We start from the raw sequence: 20346 nt of genomic DNA on the forward strand, positions 1-20346 counted from the left end.
ATTTTAGAAGGTAAAACGACCCTTCAAATAATCTTGTAAAGAACGAAAGAAAGCCCGAAAGCTTTCTTTTAATTTTATTGGAGCCGATGGAGGGATTCGAACCCACGACCTGCTGATTACAAATCAGCTGCTCTGACCAACTGAGCTACATCGGCATTTTTATACAAATAATAAAAGTATAAAAAGTGGGTAAACAGCTACGTCGCACTGCTTCGACCACCTACCCTTGCTGCCTTCCGACCCTGGGGGGATTCAGTAGGAGCTAGTCGCATAGTGCTTACCCGACGACAAAAGTAGAAAAATCCTGATTCCTCGCAAACAAATTATGCAACTTCTTATCTAAATTTTAGGTGGTGAATAGCCAATGGTTTTATTCTCAGAGAAATAATTTTTTTTTTAAACGATGTTTTTTTTCAGGAAGCATTCATTTTGGATATAAACAATGAGCAATTGAAATCAGAATTAAGCTTTTTTGAGTACGGCTTTCTTGTAAAAACGGATATCTTTGTGCTCGAAAAACAAATTTATCTTTCATGCAGATTTTTAAAAATTCATTACTTAGACACACTTTTCTTTTTGGGGCATTGGTTGGAGGAGCACTAATTTTAGCGGCCTTTGTGGTTTACCTAAAAGATTTATCGGTTAATTTTGATCCGAATCTTCGATCCATAAATCTATTTTTAATAGTTAGCGGGATCTTTTTTGGCGTGAAAAAATATCGCGATGATGAATTGGGAGGTGCAATTAGCTATGGTAAGGCATTAGCAACCGGAGTCCTTATTATAGGATTTGCATCCATGTTTTATTCCATTTTCATTTATGTTTTAACAAGTTTTTTTGATACGGCTATTATTAAAGAAGCCATAATTTTTCTGGAAAAGGGCCTGCATGAAATGGGATATCAGCAAAAAGATATCGATTTGCTGATGGGAATCTATAAGAATATCACACCTGGATTATTTGCTTTTGGACAGTGGTTCAGTAAAGCTCTGTCAGGACTGTTTTTTTCTCTTATTTTGGCTTTTTTCTTTCGTCAGAATAGAAATTTGTTTAATAAGAACTCTATTGATAAATTTAACGAATCGAATAATCAGTAAAATTTCAATATGGATATCTCCGTTGTAGTTCCTTTGTATAATGAGGAAGAATCGCTTCCTGAATTACTGGCCTGGATTGATCGGGTGATGCAGGCAAATAGTTTTAGCTATGAGGTTGTTTTAGTTGATGATGGAAGTAATGATACTTCCTGGACTGTGATAGAGGATTTACAAACTAAGTATTCTTCTGTTAAAGGAATTAAATTCCGCCGAAATTACGGGAAATCGGCAGCTCTTTTTAGCGGATTTGAAATTGTTAAAGGCGATGTTGTTATAACTATGGATGCAGACCTTCAGGATTCTCCGGATGAGATTCCTGAACTGTACCGTATGATAAAGGAAGAGGATTTCGATTTGGTTTCAGGATGGAAACAGAAACGTTACGATCCAATTTCCAAGACCATCCCAAGTAAATTTTTTAATAGAACAGCAAGAGCCATGTCTGGTATCAAACTGCACGATTTTAATTGTGGTTTAAAGGCCTATAAGAAAAAGGTTGTGAAAAGTGTTGAGGTGTATGGCGAAATGCACAGATACATTCCAATTTTGGCTAAAGAGGCGGGTTTTGTTAAAATTACTGAAAAAGTAGTGCAGCATCAGGAACGAAAATATGGTGTAACCAAGTTTGGTTTGAGCCGCTTCATCAATGGCTTTCTCGATTTATTATCCATTAGTTTTATCAGCAAGTTTGGTAAAAAGCCAATGCACTTTTTTGGATTGCTGGGAACATTAATGTTTCTGGTCGGTTTTTTTGCTTCTGCATGGATTGGCGCTCAGAAACTGTATAGCATGAGTTTAGGAGAAATAGCCCCCCGCGTAACCAACAGTCCGTACTTTTTTATTGCATTAACAACAATGATTATTGGAACTCAGTTGTTCCTTACCGGATTTATAGCCGAATTGGTAAGTCGCAGCTCATCAGAGCGCAATACCTACCAAATCGAAAAAGAAATTTAAATAATCAGTGAATGTGTAAAAACTGATAGCTGTTTACTGATAACTGTTTACTGGAAAAATGATAAAGAGAATCATTCGAATTTTACTGCAAATATTTCCTCGTCCGATTTTGATTCGAATGAGTCTGATAATAAATCGTATGCTTGCTGTATTTCTTATTGGAAATAAAGTTGAATGTCCGGTATGTGGCGGGCACTTCCGTAAATTCCTTCCTTATGGATATACAAAAGCTAGTGGGCGTGATAATGTTTTGTGTCCGAAATGCCTTTCTTTGGAACGTCATCGGTTAATGTGGTTGTATCTAAATGAAAAGACAGAGTTTTTCACGAAGGAACTTAAGGTTCTGCACATAGCTCCCGAACAATGCTTTTACAAGCGGTTTAGAAAGTTGCCTAATTTGGATTATACCACAGCTGATTTGGAATCTCCCATTGCTGATGTGCATTTCGATGTGCAGGAAATTCCCTTTTCCGAAGCATCATACGATGTGGTGATCTGCAACCATGTTTTGGAGCACGTAACAGATGATGCAAAAGCCATGAGTGAGATTTACCGTGTTTTGAAACCTGAAGGATTTGCCATTTTGCAAGTTCCTATGGACACAAAAAATCCGCTAACGATGGAAGATCCAACGGTTACCGATCCCAAGGAGAGGGAAAGACTGTACCGTCAAAAAGATCATGTTCGTTTGTACGGATTAGACTATGCCGATAAATTGTCCAAAGTGGGATTTTCTGTTTCCCAATCTCAGTATGCAAAAGAAATTTCTTCCGATTTGGCCGAAAAGTATCGCTTGCCAATGAATGAAATTTTCTATTTCAATCAAAAACGATAAGATGACCGAAGAAATTAAATTTTCAATTATTATTCCGGTGTACAATCGTCCGGATGAGATGAAAGAATTGCTGGATAGTTTATCCGAGCAGACTTTTAAAGATTTTGAATTGGTGGTGGTTGAGGATGGTTCATCGATAAAAAGTGAGGAGCTTTGTGATACGTACCGCGATCGAATACATATATCGTATTTCTACAAACAAAACGAAGGACCCAGCATTGGGCGTAACTACGGATTGGCCAGAGCAAAAGGGAATTATTATCTGTTTTTTGATTCCGATTGTATTCTTCCTCCTCAATACATGCAGACCATTCAGAAGGAGTTAAGTGAGAATTTTGTAGACTGTTATGGTGGTCCCGATGGAGCTATGGACGATTTCTCTGATTTTCAGAAAGCGGTTTCCTATGCCATGACTTCTTTTTTTACTACCGGGGGAATTCGGGGAGGGAAGAATCAGGTTCACCAATTTCATCCACGTAGTTTTAATCTGGGCTTTTCGAAAGCTGTTTATGAAGATACAGGTGGATTTCCGGTAACGACTATGCATCCGGGTGAAGATATGGTATTTGCCATTGAGGTAATTAAACGCGGATTTGAAACTCGTTTGGTGCACGAAGCGTACGTGTTTCACAAGCGGAGGGTTTCCTTTAAGAAATTCTACAAGCAGGTTTTCGGATTTGGAAAAACCCGCTACATCATCTCAAAACATTATCCGGAAACCTTCAAAATATTTTTCCTGTTTCCCTCTTTATTCGCAATCGGAACAACTGGAGCATTAATTTTAGGAATAGCTGTTCACCGAATTTTTGCATTTCCAGTTCTTTTGTACGCTTTCCTGGTGTTTGCAGATGCACTCACAAAGACCAAATCGTTTGCCATTGCAATAAAAGCGCTTGCGGCAAGTTTTGTGCAGCTGTTCGCATATGGTATTGGATTTATGGATGCCGTTTGGAAACACAAAGTTTTGGGGAAAGATGAGTTTGGAGTGTTTGGGAAAGGGTTTTACTAGAGCTGAACACGAAATAATACGGATTTTTACAGATTTGCTTAGTATATCTGTGTCATCAGCGTTCTTTTGATTTAAAAACACTGACAATCGGAGAGAGTAATTTTTCAAGCAATCGGTGTTCTCCAATTGTTATTTTTGCATTCCCTTTCAGGTTTGGATAAAATGGAATGCATTTGTTTTGAGTGCTTTTCATTCCATTGATTAATGTTGCTTTTACAATAAAATAGCTTTTTTTATTCGTTTCTAATGGGGTAGGGAATACCTGAGAGACTTCTCCTTTTAGCAAACCAAAATTATTTGCAGGATAACCTTCCAGTTCAATATTTACTTTTTGTCCTGATTTTATCTTTCCAATAAAATGATAGGGCAAGTTGATATTTGCGAAATAGAGAGAGCTTGAATCGGAGTGCAAATGCGCAACCCCTTTTAGAGTATCCGGGTAACGAAAAAAGTAGCTGCCGATCAAAAGAATCATAACAACTATAAACAGTACTGTAATTCCGTGGCGTATTATCCGTGAGGGGACTTGCCCTATGATATTTCTTACCTTTTCACTCCTAAGTTCTATATTATCTTTTTGCTCTGCCATGTCTTTCACTTTTAATTGGATCACGAATCACACAGATTGTGCGGATTTTCACGAATTGTTTTTTATCTGTGTTCATTTTAATCCGCGTAATCCGAGTTCTGTTTGTGATCGTTGGTGAGTATTTTTCTTCATAAATTGAAGATGTTTTCCTATCCCCTTAAAAAATAGACTTGAAGTTTAATTGATAAGTGAATATTTTAAATGCCATCAAAGTTAGAACCACCAGAACTTATGCGCCGTATTTCTGGCAAAATTGATACTCCTTTATTGAATTGGCTTTAAAACTTCATTCACATTAATTATTCTTAGACAATCTAATATTACAATCATTAATAGAATCTATAGTAAATGGTAAATCTAAGACAATGATCGAAATGCTATCATTATACTTTTTAACTATGCATTTATCTGTTTTATATCTTAAACTCCAGTTTTCATTCTTGATAATTAATTCTGGATTCAAAGAACTAACCTTATTATAGTTTTCCTTAATCAAAAAAGAATTTTGACTCTTTACTAAAACAGTCGCAGAATAATCTATTGAAGCTGAAGTTTCAGATAAAAACTTATAAGATACAAAGCATGTGATAATCAACAATAAATTGATCGCAAACACTTTGAATTTCAATATCGAAGGTATTTTTTTCTTAAACTACCCATGAACAAGATGAAAATTTTATTTCTTTTTTGTCACGCAAGTTTTGCAAGATGAACATCCATTATCAACCTCTACTGGAACATCTGTACCTCCATACTTTGCTGCTAATTCTTCTGAGCTGATTAGTTCTGTACCTTCAATTTGTTTCATTAATTCATTCATAATACTTAATATAAGTTAAATTTAAACATATAATTATGACCTAAATAGGTCCTTACTTACTAAATCGTGAGACATTTACTTTTTCACCAGAATAATTTTTCTTTTTTACATTATTCCCTCTGTTAAACTTCCAATTAATCCCTAAGCTATATTTTGGTAATGCCAAGTTATTCGACATTTCATACTGCTTTAGATTATTGTAGTAATACACTTTGTTTTCTTCATAACTATTTGTCACATTCACTGCACTAAAGGTTAAATTCAATTGCTTATTTTTTAATAAGGCAAATTTGGCAGCTAGATTAAGTCTAATTCTGTCTTGTGATATATCATACTGTAATGTCTTTTTTTTAGGTCGGTAGTGTATCTGAGAAGAGACATTAAATCTTTCGGAAATATCCCACCATAACTCTCCTTTAAACCATTTATAATGTATTTCATTTCTATTTTCATCCCAAACGAATAATCCATTTTTAGGATTGGTATAATTCTGAAAAACTGTTACTGCAGTTAAATACCCCCCCAATTTGTTTTTTGCAAAAGTAAATGGGACATCAATTCTTCCGTACCACATTGTTAAATCACTAAGATTTTTAACAGAAAATACACTACTGCCTTTTTCTTGATAAACAACATCCTCAATAGCATTTTTATAATTCTCGTAACCCAACCACAAACTAATAAATCCCAATATTGTATTTTTAGAATTAACTGACCAATAAGTTGTCGGTTTCAACTGAGTATTGCCAACACTATAAGAGTAGTCATCTATATAACTTATTCCAGGTAACATATCATAATAATCAGGTCGTTCAACACTTTTTTCGATGGATAAAATTGACGAAAACCCCCTCGCTTTATAGGTCATTTTTAAACTTGGAAACCAAGTCCAATAACTATTAGTTAAGATTTCTTCCCCACTAGTGATATTGAAATGATAATCTAATAACTCTGCCCTAATCCCAGCACCTAAAAAGAGTTTACTGCTTAATCTGGCCTGGCCATTTGCATAAAATTCAGCATTAACTTCTTTCCCTTTAAATTTGGTAGACGGTATTACATTAGTATCAGAATAGCTAGTTTCGTTTATATTCCCATTAATGTATTTTATACCACTATTGATTTCAAATACTCTATTTACTTCATAAGTCATATCGAATCTTCCTGTATACTGAGTTCCGTCCATTGTGTTTTTTGACTGAAAATAAGATAGGAAATCTCCTCCAAACTCTTCTTTCTCAGCTTTTCCTTCTTTATTTTCACCTCCTGCTACTAAATCGAATACAATTGTGTAATGAAACGGCAATGTATCATTCGAAGAAAACTGCAACAAGCCAGTATACAGATGATCCCTGAGTTCATAATTGGATTTTTGACGATAGAATGAAAATTTCGAACCATATTCACCCACATTCATATCCTGATTGCTTTTGCCAGAGTTATTATATGTATTTGCGGTAAAATTTAAAACATCTCCATTATCAAAACTATATGCTAAACTGAGATTACCTTGATAAACATCTTGAGCTTTCTCCCATTCTGTATTTCTACTTATAATGGTTGTTGGATTATAAATGGTACTATCAAGATTCTCTGAATGAACTCTCGAATTAGGCCTGTATTGCAAACTAAAATTTGCTTGAATTTTATTATATCTTCCAAACATGGAAAACATATTGCTAGCGCCATATTTATTATCTGAATAGCGTTCTCCAGTCAAATCAATATTTGCGTAATACCCATTTTCAAAAGATGATTTTGTGTAGATTTCAATAACAGACTTACTTGAATTATACTTCCCTAATGAATTACCTGATAAAACGACTTTATCTATTTGATCTGCGGGAATGCTTTTTAAAGTCGCAATTAATGCTTTTCCTTCAATTCTCTGCTCTACTCCATCTATAATTACAATTGCTGTTTTATTCTCATATTTAATGCTTTCTTCAGAATTTATATCCACAAAAGGCAATTTTGATAGAATGTCAGTGGATTTATCCGATGGTTGAAATTTCACCTCAGATACATTAACAACCGTTTTGCCATTTTCTAATGTGTAAAGTGGTTTCTTACCTACAATCAATATGTCGTCAACTTGCTTTGAATCAATTTCCAATGTGATTATAGAGTCACGCAATACACTGCTTAATTTGCATTTTTTTGTTTTATAAGCTAAATGTGAAATAAGTAGTTGTAATGAATCCATCGCTATATTTGTAGGGATTTCAATCTCGAAGCAACCACTTCCGTCAGTAACTGTCTGATAAAAAATGTGTTGATTGATGTCCGTCACAGTAGCTACTGCTCCGAATACATCATCATTATTAAGGTTTATAACCTTATTTTTATATTTTGTTTGTCCGAAAGAAGAAAAACAAGATAAAAGGAGGAAGGTGAGGATTAGTTTATTCATAAATTAGATTCAATTTCATCCGTTTATAATTTTTTGTTAATATCAGATGGATTTACTATTCGTAAGATAATATGACATCAAAATTAATTTGCTCATAATGCCTTGTAAGCTTTCTTTACTCCTTGAACTTTTATATACCTTTAGGTTCTGAAGTATTTCTTTGCGGTTCGGAAATGTTCCCTTGCGGTTCGGAATCTAAAATTTCAGGTTTCCTACTCATCCGTTTAGGTTCATAACCATAAATTTTAGGTTTTCCAACCCAAAGGCTTCTATAAATAAGCTTACTACTTCTATTCGGAACCTAAAGGCTTCTATTGGTTGTTCCCCTGCTTATATATAGCACCTTAAAGCTTCTATAAAAAAACAGATTGTACCAGTTATTCCTACTCATTTGTTTGCACTTCATCTACTTTCCTGATATGGCTAAAGAATTGTTTCAACTCCTTTTGCTTGGCTTCGTAGCCCGAAGCCGATGTTCCTGTTTTGTAATTGGTATAGGCATAATCGTCCAGAGCTGCCTGATAGTTGTCGTAATCGTGCAGGGTTTTGGAATTACTAATACCTGTAAGTAAGTTTTGCAAACGTGCAATGGTGCCTTCCGAAACAGTACGACTATTAAAGTCTTTAGTAAACTCATCCCAGTCAACATCGGGGCTACGCAGAGCTGCTTGCCCGGTAGCATAGTCATTTACCTTATTCACAAACAGCTTATTTTGTTCGCTTATACTACCATACTTGCGGCGCTCATCTCCACTAAGGTTACTCACTTTAGCTGCCAAGGCTGTTTCTAAAGTCGCGAGAGCCGTATTAACAGCCTCTACTTGTTCTGCACTTAAATGAGTGCTGATTAGGTTTTTTAATGTGCTCATGATGTTTCTTTTTTAGAGTTGATATTTACAATCTATTTAATTCACTTTCGTTTGCTGATTTTTTCTTGAGGCCTCCTTTAAAATGATTGAATTAGACAAGATTGACACTTTGGATTTTTTATCAAAAAATGAAATCTAATTGCGCTGAAATCTATCTGATGGTTTTAAATCTGATGTTTCCTTTCTCATTTTTATTTTCTCTCCGAAATTATAGATAAAACCCAAACTTATTCTTCTAGTATCAAAATCAAATTTAAAATCGTTCTTCTGTCCTACGAATTGAGTTTTTGCATCAGGTGTCTTGCTATTAAATATATCCTTACAAGAAAATAATAAAGAAGTATTACTAAACAAGCTCATACGCAAAGATGCATCAACATTAAACGAATCGTCTAAATCGTAGAACCCTTGTGGTCTGCCACTGGCGTAATAAGCATTTAAGTCAGCAAAAATTTGTTTGGTTTTATTCAATGTGATACTATTATTCAAACTAAAATAAAAATTCACATTAGTTTTATCAATGGAATAATTATCGTGCGAGTTATCTGTTTGTTGATTTCTTGATATAGAAGTGGTAAATTTTGAATTTATGGGCTTATAAATTGAAAACGGAACAACAAGAGCCATGCTGGTTGTGTAGTTTTTATCAATATTTATTGTTTGATAGTTGATAGAATAACCATCTTCACTATTAAATGGGACTTGTGTAATCCAATCGTGAGATAAATCGGCAGAAAAAACCAAAATATATTTCCCCTTAAAAATATAAACCAACTGCGAATTATAATTTTTTTGTGGTTTTAATGATGAGTTTCCTTGTACCGATGCATAGGGTGTTAAACTCCAGGTGTTGGGTGTTAAATCCCAAAAACTAGGGTAATCAGAGAAACTAGTGAAATTGTATTTAAAAATGTGATTATTAGAAGCGACATAGGTCATATCCAATGTTGGAAATACAAAATAATCATTCACAACATCAAATTCTTCCTGCTTTTTTTTATCCGTAAAATTCAATTTATCGTATTCAAGTTCGAGAGCAAAAACTGATGATAACTTTGGACTAAATTGATAATTTAAGGATAGGTAAGCATTGGCTCTATCCTCGGTTAGTCGAAAGCGAGATTGTTCTAATTGCTTTTTGTACGTGGATTTATTTTCAATTTTTTTATACGAAATACCATATTCCAAGCTCGATTTCCCTTTTGTAATACTTGATGTATTGTTAGCAAAAGCATTCAATTCCATAATATCCTGTGTAGAGTGCGTTGTATAATCCAAATCAAAATCTGATAAGTCATTTAAGATATAAATACTCTGATCGGTAGGATCTTGATAGTTTGTTAGGCTTATCCCAAAATTAGCATCAGACACCTTGTAATTCAATGCTATGTTCTGATAATCAGAATTCCCAAGACTTGTATTCTTACTTACTGTATTAACAGTATTCAACTTCGTATTTAAGTTAACATCACTATAAGTATCCACCTTATTTTTATCGGGAATAAAACTGTATTGTAAATCTATATAAGAATTTTCGTTGATATTGAATCGAGGATTTAAGCTATACAATTGCTTGCTTTTATCGTAGTTCATATCCATATCCTGTTTCAAACTACTCTTACTATCACTTGTTATAAAGGTTGAAATTTTTTGCTTGTTTAAGTTCTCATTTTTTTCATGTTGCACAATCCCCTGTAAATCGAATTTGCCTTTACTTACTGAAAAGTTCATATTTCCATTATACGAATTTTTCCGTCCTCTTAAATAGTTACCACTTACATTGCCACTGTATTTTCCTTTTTCAATACCGTGTTTTAACTCAACATTAATTAATGCGCCATGAACATTGAATCTTTTAGGTGCAACAAAATAGTATTCAATATTTTTCACATCGCTAGCAGGAGCCGATCTTAAAAAATTAAGAGCCTGACTCATCGACATATTCGTAATTTTGTTGTTAATAACAAGCGTTACTCTACTTGAACCTACAACAGAAACCTGATCGTTTTGAACCAAAAGGCCTGGCACATAATCTAATAATTCAAAAGCATTTGAGGCTGCTCTTGTTTCTGAAAGTGTCTGAGTATTAAAAATAATCTTATTTTCTTCTATTTTAACAACATTCCGTGCCTTTGCAACTGTAACTTCTTTCAATTTATTATCAGACGAACTCAAAATTATAGGCTTGGTGTTATTTTTGAAAACAGAAGAGGCTATCATTTTAGTTTGATAGCCTACGAACGAAACATGAAGTATAAAATCCCGTTTTTTCAGGTTGTTGAAAGCAAACTCACCTTTTTCATCAGTAATTGTTCCTGTTAATAATGTTGAGTCTGCGGGATTTAAAACGACAACACTGGCTCCAAGCAAAGGCTTATTATCTTCCGAAACCACCTTAGAATTTAGCTGTATCTGTGCTAATACTGCAATAGGACAAGTTGAAATAAAAAAAACTGTGATAAGTAATTTCACACTAAAGTGTATTGTAAAAAATTGGTTCATATTCTTATAATTGAAGTTATTCCTTGATAATTATCACTATAATAAACTAATCCTTCATCTTTTAAATCTGATAGAATATTTGATAATTCATTAAAGTCACCTTCAAAATCAATTAATAATTCATCAATTGAAAATGTTCTGGTACTTAACAATTTAAATAAATTAATATATCTAGAGTCCTCGAATACTATATCCTTAACCTTCCTTCGTCCAAAATATTCTCTATAAGTAAAACCATCTTTTTGTTGGTTATATTTCACATTATATCGGATATTATTTTGACTGTAAAAATCTAAATTTCGTTCAAATATATTCCATAATGGAGAACGGCTAAGGTTAGTCGTGTAATCAAATAACGAAAATCGATCGATTGATTTTGTGAATTTTTCATTAGATAAGTATGCTAATGAACTGTTATTCCATTACACATATATTCTCACTTCTTTTCCGTTAGTAATAACAGTGTAGTAATCTCTATCCTCTCCACCTTTTACTAGAGTCAATTCGTTTCGATTCATTACCTTAATTGCCTTATAATTCTTTCTTGTTTTCATGATTTTTGCTTTTAATAAAGTGAGCCATTCATTTTAAACTCCCTTAAAACTAAAACATAAAATCTTAAAAAATGATTAGTTTTCTAACTGCTTGCAATTAGAAAGTTAATCGCATAACAGCTAGTTTTCTAATCAAAAAAAGAGAGATAATGATCATTAATTGAAAACAGACAGAGCGTAGATAGGGTGTGGAGAAAAGCAAGCTCCGTATTAGTAGGATCTGGTAGAACTCACGATCTTCTTAATCATTCAATGACACTTTAGCTGCGATTTGATTAGAGAAGAGCCTGTTTTTTTTGATAAATAAATACAATTTAGAATTTCTCTAACTGAAAAAGATTTACATTTTATGGAAAGAAACATATCTTTGCCTTATGAAAAGTAAATTATTCAAGCGACTCGGTGTAATGTCCATACTGGTACTTGCTATACTTATTGGTTCGCAGGGGCTGTGGTTACGGCAACAATTGGAGCAGGAGGAACAGGCATTTACGTCGAAGCTGGAAAGCACCTTGCAAGGCATGATCAATTTTCATGCTTTACAAGGATACAGCACTCCTAATCCTGAAAAACCAGATGTGGCTACTATTTTAATGGACGAAACAGCAAATGAAGAAACAGATAAAGATACTTCGGTTGAATTGGGTAGATCTGAAATTAGCACAAAAAAATATATGCCTGATTTTGCTTTAGGAAAATTGATCGAAGCTTCATTTGCAGATAAAAGTTTAGAGAAAGAAAAATTTCATCTATGTATTGTAGACTCATTGTTTCAAAATAATTTTCCTGAAATCGGAAGGATACGAGCTTATCGTATGCAGCTCATGAAAAATGATCTGGCCATTGATAGTTTGCATCAAGGGAAATCGATGGGTAAAGTAAGTCTAAACTCACCCTCCACATTGCATGTACATATTCCATTAGGCACAAAAGAAATTTATGTTTTTACAGCTGATTTTCAATTGAAAACCTTTCCCTTTTTACGGCAAATGGTATATTCCATAGGCATATCGGCACTCGCAATTATTTTAGTTGCTGTTTTTATGCTACGTTTAATGTGGGCATTACAGCAGCAAGCGACACACTTGCTGTGGCGCGAACGAGCCGTGAGTGGTATGGTACACGATTTAAAAAGCCCTTTATCTTATGTCTATACATTATTGGATTATCTGGCCAGCAAAGAACAACAGCCCGTCATGCAGGAACAACTCCGGAATGCAAGTGGTAATGTCTCCAAATTGACCCACAAAATGGAAATTTTACTGACATTATTCCGTGCGAAGAAAAAGAAGATTGTAATGGAGTGTGCATCTTGCAACTTGGCGCAAAAGTGCAGAGATTTACTCTCGGAATTGGAGATTATCTATCAGGATAAACAAGCTGAATGCAAGCTGTCTATCCCCGAAAATTTAGATATTCATGTAGATCCACTTTATTTCGAAGCAGCCTTGCGAAATTTGTTGGATAATGCGTTTAAATATTCGGATGTATTTGCAAAACTGGAAATTAAAGCCATTCGGGAACAAAAACAGTTACAGATTTGTGTTACAGATTCGGGCAAAGGGATTCCTCAAAAAGAGCAAAGGAAAATTTTTCAGGAATTTTACCGTGCAGATAACAACAGCAAGGGACATGGCATTGGGTTGGCTTTTACCCAACAAATAGTAAAAGCCCACAAAGGGCGCATCAGATTAGAAAGTAAGCTTGGAAAAGGCAGTACATTTTGCATTGTTCTTCCTGAAAAAGTTATTATTTAAGCAATTAAAAAGAAGTGTAAATGGAACAATTAAAAGTACTGTTTGTTGATGATGATATTAATTTAGGGCATTTCGTTACGACCATATTAGAGACCGATTATAATTATAAAGTGCATTTTCAAAACACACTGCTGGGAATTGATTCGATTGTAGAGACTCTTGCGCCGGATATTATTATTTTAGATGTGGAAATAGGTAAAGAGAACGGAATGGATAAAGCTCAGGATATTATCGCAAAATACCCGCAAATTCCTCTGTTGTTTGTGTCCTCGCATACCGAAGATGATTTTATAACCAAGGGAATAAGCATTGGGGGGAACGCATATCTGCCAAAACCTTTATCTATACCTGTACTAGTATCTTACATTCAACGTTTTGCTTTAAAAACAAGCTTGCCACAGATAATAGAATTGGCTAATTATCAGCTAAATTTATCAACAAATAAGTTTTTTTATAAGAAGCAGTTAATTAAGAAACTGAGTCCGTTTGAGAAGAATGCTTTGGCAGTGCTAATGGAGCATCCCAATGAAATAGTAACTAAAGAGCAGTTGGCTGAAAAGCTATGGAATCATTCTTTGGAAACGCACAACAGTGCCAGTTTAAACAATATTTTATCGAAATTAAGAGATTTGTTTAAAGATAATTCTTCTCTTAAAATCAGGAACATAAGAGGAGTAGGGTATATGATGAATTCCTAAGGATATAAGACCTGAATGATTCGTGTTTAGTATTGACTCCTACTAAAGCTGCCTTTTTAAATATTGCATAATTTCTTTTTCCTGATCAGGATGAAACCATTCAATCTCTTTGTCTCTGTTAAACCATGAGAGTTGGCGTTTTGCATATCTTCTCGAATTTCTTTTGATCAACTCAATGGCTTCATCAAGATTGATATTTCCCTCTAAATATTCAAATAGTTCTTTGTAGCCAACTGTGTTTAGCGAGTTGTAATGACGGTATTCAAATAAGGTTTCTGCTTCTTCAAGTAAACCTTCTTTCATCATTAAATCAACCCGTAAGTTGATTTTTGCATACAATTCTGCTCTGTCCCGGTTTAAGCCGACTTTAACAATATTGAAATCTCTCTTTTTCTTGGTGTTTGTTCTAAGTTCGGAATAGGGTTTACCAGTCATTAAACAAACCTCAACCGCATGAATCACTCTTTTTGCATTTTTCAAATCTACCTGATCGTAAAACACCGGATCGAGTTGTTTTAACTGCATGCGCAATGATTCAATTCCCTCCTTTTGGGCACGCTCTGCAACTTCATTGCGCAAATCCGGATCAATAGTCGGAATTTCATCAATACCATTGCAGATAGCATCGATATACATCATACTTCCACCTACTAAAAGGACTTCATTTTTTGTTTTAAAAAGATGATCCAGTAAGTCTAAGGTCTGTTGTTCGCATTCCCAGGAACTAAAATAGTCGTGAATGGAATGAGTATGAATGAAATGATGTTTTACTGCCTCCAATTGTTTCTTTTCAGGCACTGCAGTTCCAATGCTCATTTCCCGGTAAACCTGACGGCTATCGGATGATGAGATTACTGTATTGAAATGTTGCGCGATTTTAATGCTTAAATCGGTTTTGCCAACACCTGTAGGACCCAGTAAAACAATCAGGGTTTTAGACATCTAAAGTTAATTATGAATTGCAAATTATGAGTTTTGAATTGCGGTTTTTGCATATGTTGAATGCAAAATTTAGTTTTGCACTAACTGCTAAAGAATGTCTTCGTAGTCATCCAGGTTTTCAAATTCAGGGCCTTCATCAAATTCGTCATCGAAATCGGCCAAATAATCGTCGGCAGTCATGGTTTTTTCAGATTTTGCTTCAAATTCCCCAAAACCAAGACCTTCAAAATCTTCAGCATCCATTTTAATTTGTATGGGTGCATCGCCTTTGGATAATGTACATTTAGGATATTTGGTTTTGGATTTTGAAATGCCTTTTTCAATTAACTGAACATTGAAAAAACGATCAGAAAAGAAATCAAAAACATAAATTAATTCGGGTCTTTCAGAGGAAACAAATTCACGTATCATTGCAACATCCATTGCAACAACATTAAAATTGTCATCGTCTTCGGTATTCATTTCGAAAAGGGCAATTTCCAAGCCTCTTTCATCATTAGCGCCTACCTGGTAAAAAGAAGCCATTTGAGAATTATCATATCCAATCGTTTCCTGAATGGTGTTATGGAACTCTAAATAAGTTTGTTCATGATCAATTTCAATTTCAAGAACAAAATTTTTGACCTCAGGTGAGGTTATTTTAAATTTATATATCATGGTTTTATTTTGATTTTAATTTCGATAGAAACTCCATTGTATCCACATTGTCGGCATAATCCCATAGTTCCGGCTCCTGCGCTTTTCCAAATGGAACTGCATTAGGGATTCCATTCCCTACAATGCATTGGATTAGTTCTGAATTTGTGTTTAAATTGATTTTCAGATCATTAATTTCGGAATAATATTCATAGTTTACAACTCCTATTGGAGAGGTAATTGCAGTATTTTCATTTAGAAGAACGAAACCGGTATCAAGGTGTTCTATTCTATTCATTAAGAACATTGAACGCTGATAATCGTAGTTGTTTGCGTATTTATTGTGATCGTTTACAAACGAATAATTTTTCCAGCAGTCAAGAAGGTGTACCAAATCATATCCTTTCGGGATATATAACTTTGAAACATTTCGGCATCCCAATCCAAAATATAAAAATACATCTTTTGCAAGTGCTTCCAATTCTTCATTGGTTTCGTTGCCTGATAGTACTGCAACTGAATTTCTATTTCTGCGGATGATATGATCATACTTTTTGAAATAGGCTTCGAAATATCTGGCTGAATTATTACTTCCGGTAGCTATTATTGCATCAAATTTGTTTTCACCGCTTAATCTTTCTGATTGAAATGAGATGAGTTCATCGAATTCAGAATTGATTTCAATCAGTAGTTTTGAGACAAAATTGAGTAACTGGTTATCTTTTGACGATAATTTTCCAATAAAAGAATGACCGGATATTAAGACTGATAACATGTCGTGAAATCCTACCATAGGGATATTTCCAGCCATAATTACAGCAACTTTTAGTTGCGTGTTTTTATCGGGAACAGAGTAGCGGTTTAGCCATTCATTCAGTTTTTGCTCTTTTAAAAAAGTACAAATACCATTTATGGATGCATGAACATGATGTGGCGTGAACCACAAATTCTCATTTGAGACTCTGTCAAGTAAGGCTTTAAATTCGTTATAATATGTTGAATTTAGTCTGTGTTCAGCAGGTTTTGCATCTTCAGATGAAAACTGAGATAGAAAATTACCTAACTCAACAAATGCTCTTATTCTTTCAGTTTTGTTCATGGTATAATTCAAAAAAATCTCCAATTAACTTTACTTTAAGTTATATCTGGAGAATTTGATTTGCTTACTATTTTGCAAAGATAAAAATTGTTATCAAAGTATCTTAACTATTTTAATTCTTAAACAAAGTTGGAAAGGAAACTTAATGCAAATCCTGCTCCTATAAGAATAATAATTACAAATAGTAAAAAGGAAATAGTGGCAAGCAAGAGTCCAATAAATGCGCATGTTTTACCGGTAGTAACATTATTCCATGAGGCTGAGGTATACAAATGGGGTGTTTCCTGATACAATTTAGTCGCTTGCTTCGATAAAATTAATGCAATGATCGCCATTACTAAACTGATAATTCCGGCAAAGCAGAATAAAAAAATAGAGAGAATCCCAAGAACTAATATGCTTGATGAGTTAGGCAGTACTTCTTGTTTATTGGTTGAGGTTTGATTCCTGTTTTCCATACTGATTTTTATTAATAGGAATTGATTTTATAAATGTATGAGAAGAGTATTAATAGTACTGATAGAAAGAAAAGATATTTTAGAAGAATTGTGCCCCATGAAAATTTGAATTTTAAATGCAGAAGTAAAAGAGGGAGCATACTCAGCATTGGAATAAGTGCAGGATACAAGTGTATCGATTCCCAAATATCACCTTTGAGCAGTGCTATCAGGGAAGTTTGCAAGCCACAACCAGGACATGCAACCCCAAAGTGTTCTTGGAAAGTACAAGCCGCCAGATGATTTTCGAGCCAATTGATGATGTTTTGCCACATTCTATTATAAATATGGTCTAATTTATGAAAACAATGGCGCAAAAAAAAGCCGATGCATAAACATCGGCTTTAGAATTCAATATGTGAAAATGTAATTACAGATCTCTTCTTTGATAAAGAGCATCCTCCATATCCATTTCGTCGAACTGCATGTATTTGTAAACTTCTTTTTCGTTAGATTGAATCTTTTCTTTGTAAATTTCCATATACTCAGCAGGAGTAGGTAGTTTACCTAAAACTGAAACAACAGCGCCAAGTTCGGCAGAACCCAAATAAACCTGTGCACCCGTTCCCATGCGGTTGTTGAAGTTACGGGTTGAAGTTGAATAAACATTTGCGTTATCCGGAACACGTAGTTGGTTCCCCATACACAATGAACATCCAGGGGTTTCAACACGAACTCCTAACTGAGAGAAGGTTGCAAAAGTTGCTTCTTCTTTCAATACAGCCTGATCCATACGGGTTGGAGGAGCAATATAGGTTCTCACTTTATCGCTTGGTGTATGTCCTTTCCAAACTCTTTCACAAGCACGGAAGTGACCAATGTTAGTCATACAGGAACCAATGAATACATCCTGGATTTCAGTGTTCTGAACATCAGAAAGTAATTTTACATCATCCGGATCGTTAGGACAACAAAGAATAGGTTCGTGAATTTCAGAAAGATCAATTTCGATAGTCGCTGCATATTCTGCATTTTCATCTCTTGCGATCAATACAGGATTCGCCAACCACTCGTTACATGCATCAATACGGTTTTGAATAGTTTGAGCATCATCGTAGCCCATTTTAATCATGGATTCCATCAAGGCTACATTCGACTTCACATACTCAATAACACGAGCTTCGGATAACTTGATACATCCAGCCGCAGCAGAACGCTCAGCAGTTGCATCAGTCAATTCGAATGCCTGCTCAACAGTAATGTCTTCAAGACCTTCCATTTCGATGATTTTACCGTTGAATATATTGATTTTGTTCTTCTTAGGTACTGTTAATTGTCCGTTTTGAATTGCAAAATAAGGAATTGCATTTACCACATCACGCAAAGTGATGCCTGGGTTTAAGCTTCCCTTAAATTTGATTAAAACAGATTCAGGCATATCTAAAGGCATAAAACCTAAAGCTCCTGCAAAAGCAACCAAACCTGAACCTGCAGGAAAAGAAATACCCAATGGAAAACGTGTGTGTGAATCACCACCAGTACCAACAGTATCAGGTATCAAAAGACGGTTCAACCAAGAGTGAATAACACCATCACCTTGCTTCAAAGGCACACCTTTACGTTCTGAAATGAACTTAGGTAAGCTTTTGTGCATTGTCACGTCAGTTGCTTTAGGATAAGCTGCTGTATGACAGAAAGACTGCATAAACATAGGCGCTTCAAAACTTAAACATGCCAATTCTTTGATTTCATCTCTGGTCATTGGACCGGTTGTATCCTGAGAGCCAACGGTAGTCATTTTTGGTGCGCAGGAAGCTCCTGGCAATACGCCCTTAACACCACATGCTTTACCTACTATTTTTTGAGCCATAGTATAGCCCTGATTAGCCTTAGGCTTTGGGTTATTGGCAACAGCGAAAATATCAGCAGCAGGCATTCCTAATAACTCACGCGATTTTTCAGTTAATGCTTTTCCAATAATTAAAGGGATACGGCCACCCGCACGGTACTCATCTGATAAAGTATCAGGAGCTAAAGTATAAGTACAAATGACTTTACCATCGCGGATAATTTCACCTTTAACATTGTTTATTACAATTTCATCACCTGTACTAAGTTTAGAAACATCAGTAATGATTGGTAATCCGCCGGAATCTTGTGTTGTGTTGTAGAAAATTGGAGCAATTGCACCGCCGATTACCACGCCGGCAGTACGTTTGTTTGGTACTGCAGGAATGTCTTCTCCAATGTGCCATAGCAATGAGTTGGCAGCAGATTTGCGGGATGAACCGGTTCCCACAACATCACCAACGAAAGCAACTTTGTGACCTTCTTTTCTCCAGCCGGCAATAATTTCAATACCATCTTCGAAACGCCCAGCTCCCATAGCTAAAGCGTGCAATGGAATATCCGGACGGGTAAACGCCTGAGATGCAGGAGAAAAATCATCAGTATTGATTTCACCTTCTACCTTGTAAACTTTCAATTTAATTTCTTCCGGCAGTTTAGAACGTTTGGTAAACCACTCAGCATTTGCCCAGGATTCAAGTACACTTTTAGCTGCTGCATTGTTGTTTGCAAGATCGGCTATAGTTTGGAACGAATCATATACCAGAATTATGCCTTTAAGAGCTTCGGCAGCTTCTTCAGCTAACGATTTATCTTTTAATGCCTCAACCAATACGGTTACATTGTAACCACCCATCATAGTGCCTAAAATTTGAATTGCTTCAGATTTTGTGATGATTGGTGAACTCAATTTGCCTTTTAAAAGTTGTCCAAGAAACTCTGCTTTTACTTTGGTTGAATCATCAACTCCGGGAGCGATTCTTTCTTTAAATAAATACAAAAGAAAGTCTTCTTTTCCTTCGATAGGATTTTGCAGTAATTTGCAAAGTTCAGCAGTCTGTTCTGCATTTAATGGCAAGGCCGGGATACCTTTGGTAGCGCGGGCTGCTTCGTGTTTTAAATATGCGTCAATCATTGTTGTTTGATACGGTTATGTTAGTTTAGTAACCTTCGTATTTTGAATGAAGAATTATTCCTTTATTCACAACAAACATATGGTTTTTATGATTACACGATTCATAAAAATGCGTGTTTTATATCATGTTTTAGGGCATAAAAAAAGCC

18 protein-coding genes, 1 tRNA gene and 1 other RNA gene are annotated in these 20346 nt (G+C 34.9%); 6 read left to right on the forward strand and 14 right to left on the reverse strand.

The window, feature by feature from the left end; all coding sequences use genetic code 11:
* Positions 1-78: 78 nt before the first annotated feature.
* Positions 79-155, reverse strand: a tRNA-Thr gene (locus tag ACKU4N_RS04710).
* Positions 156-184: 29 nt separating this feature from the next.
* Positions 185-283, reverse strand: an RNA gene (gene ffs, locus ACKU4N_RS04715) — signal recognition particle sRNA small type.
* Positions 284-533: 250 nt separating this feature from the next.
* On the opposite strand from ffs, the gene ACKU4N_RS04720 reads away from it, so the two are divergent.
* From ACKU4N_RS04720 to ACKU4N_RS04735, 4 genes are read left to right on the forward strand one after another with little or no spacing between them, the layout of a single operon-like run.
* Positions 534-1097 carry a DUF4199 domain-containing protein gene (locus tag ACKU4N_RS04720; RefSeq protein WP_321321076.1) on the forward strand — a complete coding sequence of 188 codons (564 nt, stop codon included), beginning with the start codon at positions 534-536 and terminating at the stop codon, positions 1095-1097.
* Positions 1098-1106: 9 nt separating this feature from the next.
* Positions 1107-2054 carry a glycosyltransferase family 2 protein gene (locus ACKU4N_RS04725; RefSeq protein WP_124991277.1) on the forward strand — a complete coding sequence of 316 codons (948 nt, stop codon included), beginning with the start codon at positions 1107-1109 and terminating at the stop codon, positions 2052-2054.
* Between the two features lie 58 nt (positions 2055-2112).
* Positions 2113-2889, forward strand: a complete 777-nt coding sequence (locus ACKU4N_RS04730; RefSeq protein ID WP_156194296.1) for a class I SAM-dependent methyltransferase — start codon at positions 2113-2115, stop codon at positions 2887-2889.
* A gap of 1 nt (position 2890) precedes the next feature.
* Positions 2891-3898 (forward strand): glycosyltransferase family 2 protein, encoded by a 1008-nt coding sequence (locus ACKU4N_RS04735; protein WP_321321081.1) that lies wholly within the window; start codon positions 2891-2893, stop codon positions 3896-3898.
* Between the two features lie 55 nt (positions 3899-3953).
* Here the strand turns inward: ACKU4N_RS04735 and ACKU4N_RS04740 are convergent, their stop codons facing one another.
* The 6 genes from ACKU4N_RS04740 to ACKU4N_RS04765 all read right to left on the reverse strand — a co-directional run bounded on the left by ACKU4N_RS04740 (position 3954) and on the right by ACKU4N_RS04765 (position 11645).
* Positions 3954-4487, reverse strand: a complete 534-nt coding sequence (locus tag ACKU4N_RS04740; protein ID WP_321321083.1) for a beta-barrel domain-containing protein — start codon at positions 4485-4487, stop codon at positions 3954-3956.
* Between the two features lie 676 nt (positions 4488-5163).
* Positions 5164-5307: a hypothetical protein gene (locus ACKU4N_RS04745; RefSeq protein ID WP_321321085.1), complete on the reverse strand. Its 144-nt coding sequence runs from the start codon at positions 5305-5307 to the stop codon at positions 5164-5166.
* Positions 5308-5359: 52 nt separating this feature from the next.
* Positions 5360-7720, reverse strand: coding sequence for an outer membrane beta-barrel protein (locus tag ACKU4N_RS04750; RefSeq protein WP_321321087.1), 2361 nt, complete (start codon positions 7718-7720; stop codon positions 5360-5362).
* Positions 7721-8103: 383 nt separating this feature from the next.
* Positions 8104-8589 (reverse strand): hypothetical protein, encoded by a 486-nt coding sequence (locus tag ACKU4N_RS04755; RefSeq protein WP_321321089.1) that lies wholly within the window; start codon positions 8587-8589, stop codon positions 8104-8106.
* 135 nt (positions 8590-8724) lie between these two features.
* Positions 8725-11091: an outer membrane beta-barrel protein gene (locus ACKU4N_RS04760; RefSeq protein WP_321321091.1), complete on the reverse strand. Its 2367-nt coding sequence runs from the start codon at positions 11089-11091 to the stop codon at positions 8725-8727.
* 422 nt (positions 11092-11513) lie between these two features.
* Positions 11514-11645, reverse strand: coding sequence for a hypothetical protein (locus ACKU4N_RS04765; protein ID WP_321321093.1), 132 nt, complete (start codon positions 11643-11645; stop codon positions 11514-11516).
* Positions 11646-12019: 374 nt separating this feature from the next.
* Between ACKU4N_RS04765 and ACKU4N_RS04770 the strand changes: the two genes are divergently transcribed.
* The gene (locus tag ACKU4N_RS04770; protein ID WP_321321094.1) at positions 12020-13402 is read left to right on the forward strand and encodes a sensor histidine kinase; all 1383 of its coding nucleotides are present in this window, start codon (positions 12020-12022) and stop codon (positions 13400-13402) included.
* A gap of 20 nt (positions 13403-13422) precedes the next feature.
* Positions 13423-14100 carry a response regulator transcription factor gene (locus ACKU4N_RS04775; protein ID WP_156194307.1) on the forward strand — a complete coding sequence of 226 codons (678 nt, stop codon included), beginning with the start codon at positions 13423-13425 and terminating at the stop codon, positions 14098-14100.
* A 42-nt stretch (positions 14101-14142) separates the two neighbouring features.
* Here ACKU4N_RS04775 and miaA read toward each other — a convergent pair whose 3' ends face one another.
* The 6 genes from miaA to ACKU4N_RS04805 all read right to left on the reverse strand — a co-directional run bounded on the left by miaA (position 14143) and on the right by ACKU4N_RS04805 (position 20197).
* On the reverse strand, positions 14143-15042 hold the full coding sequence (gene miaA, locus ACKU4N_RS04780) for a tRNA (adenosine(37)-N6)-dimethylallyltransferase MiaA (RefSeq protein ID WP_321321098.1): 900 nt from the start codon (positions 15040-15042) through the stop codon (positions 14143-14145).
* 87 nt (positions 15043-15129) lie between these two features.
* Positions 15130-15699 (reverse strand): IS1096 element passenger TnpR family protein, encoded by a 570-nt coding sequence (locus ACKU4N_RS04785; RefSeq protein WP_321321100.1) that lies wholly within the window; start codon positions 15697-15699, stop codon positions 15130-15132.
* A 4-nt stretch (positions 15700-15703) separates the two neighbouring features.
* The gene (locus ACKU4N_RS04790; RefSeq protein WP_321321101.1) at positions 15704-16777 is read right to left on the reverse strand and encodes an acyl-CoA reductase; all 1074 of its coding nucleotides are present in this window, start codon (positions 16775-16777) and stop codon (positions 15704-15706) included.
* 119 nt (positions 16778-16896) lie between these two features.
* Positions 16897-17235 carry a CCC motif membrane protein gene (locus tag ACKU4N_RS04795; protein WP_321321104.1) on the reverse strand — a complete coding sequence of 113 codons (339 nt, stop codon included), beginning with the start codon at positions 17233-17235 and terminating at the stop codon, positions 16897-16899.
* Positions 17236-17246: 11 nt separating this feature from the next.
* Positions 17247-17549, reverse strand: coding sequence for a DUF2752 domain-containing protein (locus ACKU4N_RS04800; RefSeq protein WP_407937233.1), 303 nt, complete (start codon positions 17547-17549; stop codon positions 17247-17249).
* 95 nt (positions 17550-17644) lie between these two features.
* Positions 17645-20197, reverse strand: coding sequence for a bifunctional aconitate hydratase 2/2-methylisocitrate dehydratase (locus ACKU4N_RS04805; RefSeq protein ID WP_321321105.1), 2553 nt, complete (start codon positions 20195-20197; stop codon positions 17645-17647).
* Between the last annotated feature and the right edge of the window lie 149 nt (positions 20198-20346).

It is taken from the genome of Labilibaculum sp., from assembly GCF_963664555.1.
Classification (GTDB): Bacteria; Bacteroidota; Bacteroidia; order Bacteroidales; family Marinifilaceae; genus Labilibaculum.

Bases quoted from the DNA above. Each gene is read 5' to 3' on its own strand.
- ACKU4N_RS04720 (WP_321321076.1), top strand. From the start codon at position 534: ATGCAGATTTTTAAAAATTCATTACTTAGACACACTTTTCTTTTTGGG.
- ACKU4N_RS04725 (WP_124991277.1), top strand. From the start codon at position 1,107: ATGGATATCTCCGTTGTAGTTCCTTTGTATAATGAGGAAGAATCGCTT.
- ACKU4N_RS04730 (WP_156194296.1), top strand. From the start codon at position 2,113: ATGATAAAGAGAATCATTCGAATTTTACTGCAAATATTTCCTCGTCCG.
- ACKU4N_RS04735 (WP_321321081.1), top strand. From the start codon at position 2,891: ATGACCGAAGAAATTAAATTTTCAATTATTATTCCGGTGTACAATCGT.
- ACKU4N_RS04740 (WP_321321083.1), bottom strand. From the start codon at position 4,487: ATGGCAGAGCAAAAAGATAATATAGAACTTAGGAGTGAAAAGGTAAGA.
- ACKU4N_RS04745 (WP_321321085.1), bottom strand. From the start codon at position 5,307: ATGAATGAATTAATGAAACAAATTGAAGGTACAGAACTAATCAGCTCA.
- ACKU4N_RS04750 (WP_321321087.1), bottom strand. From the start codon at position 7,720: ATGAATAAACTAATCCTCACCTTCCTCCTTTTATCTTGTTTTTCTTCT.
- ACKU4N_RS04755 (WP_321321089.1), bottom strand. From the start codon at position 8,589: ATGAGCACATTAAAAAACCTAATCAGCACTCATTTAAGTGCAGAACAA.
- ACKU4N_RS04760 (WP_321321091.1), bottom strand. From the start codon at position 11,091: ATGAACCAATTTTTTACAATACACTTTAGTGTGAAATTACTTATCACA.
- ACKU4N_RS04765 (WP_321321093.1), bottom strand. From the start codon at position 11,645: ATGAAAACAAGAAAGAATTATAAGGCAATTAAGGTAATGAATCGAAAC.
- ACKU4N_RS04770 (WP_321321094.1), top strand. From the start codon at position 12,020: ATGAAAAGTAAATTATTCAAGCGACTCGGTGTAATGTCCATACTGGTA.
- ACKU4N_RS04775 (WP_156194307.1), top strand. From the start codon at position 13,423: ATGGAACAATTAAAAGTACTGTTTGTTGATGATGATATTAATTTAGGG.
- miaA (WP_321321098.1), bottom strand. From the start codon at position 15,042: ATGTCTAAAACCCTGATTGTTTTACTGGGTCCTACAGGTGTTGGCAAA.
- ACKU4N_RS04785 (WP_321321100.1), bottom strand. From the start codon at position 15,699: ATGATATATAAATTTAAAATAACCTCACCTGAGGTCAAAAATTTTGTT.
- ACKU4N_RS04790 (WP_321321101.1), bottom strand. From the start codon at position 16,777: ATGAACAAAACTGAAAGAATAAGAGCATTTGTTGAGTTAGGTAATTTT.
- ACKU4N_RS04795 (WP_321321104.1), bottom strand. From the start codon at position 17,235: ATGGAAAACAGGAATCAAACCTCAACCAATAAACAAGAAGTACTGCCT.
- ACKU4N_RS04800 (WP_407937233.1), bottom strand. From the start codon at position 17,549: ATGTGGCAAAACATCATCAATTGGCTCGAAAATCATCTGGCGGCTTGT.
- ACKU4N_RS04805 (WP_321321105.1), bottom strand. From the start codon at position 20,197: ATGATTGACGCATATTTAAAACACGAAGCAGCCCGCGCTACCAAAGGT.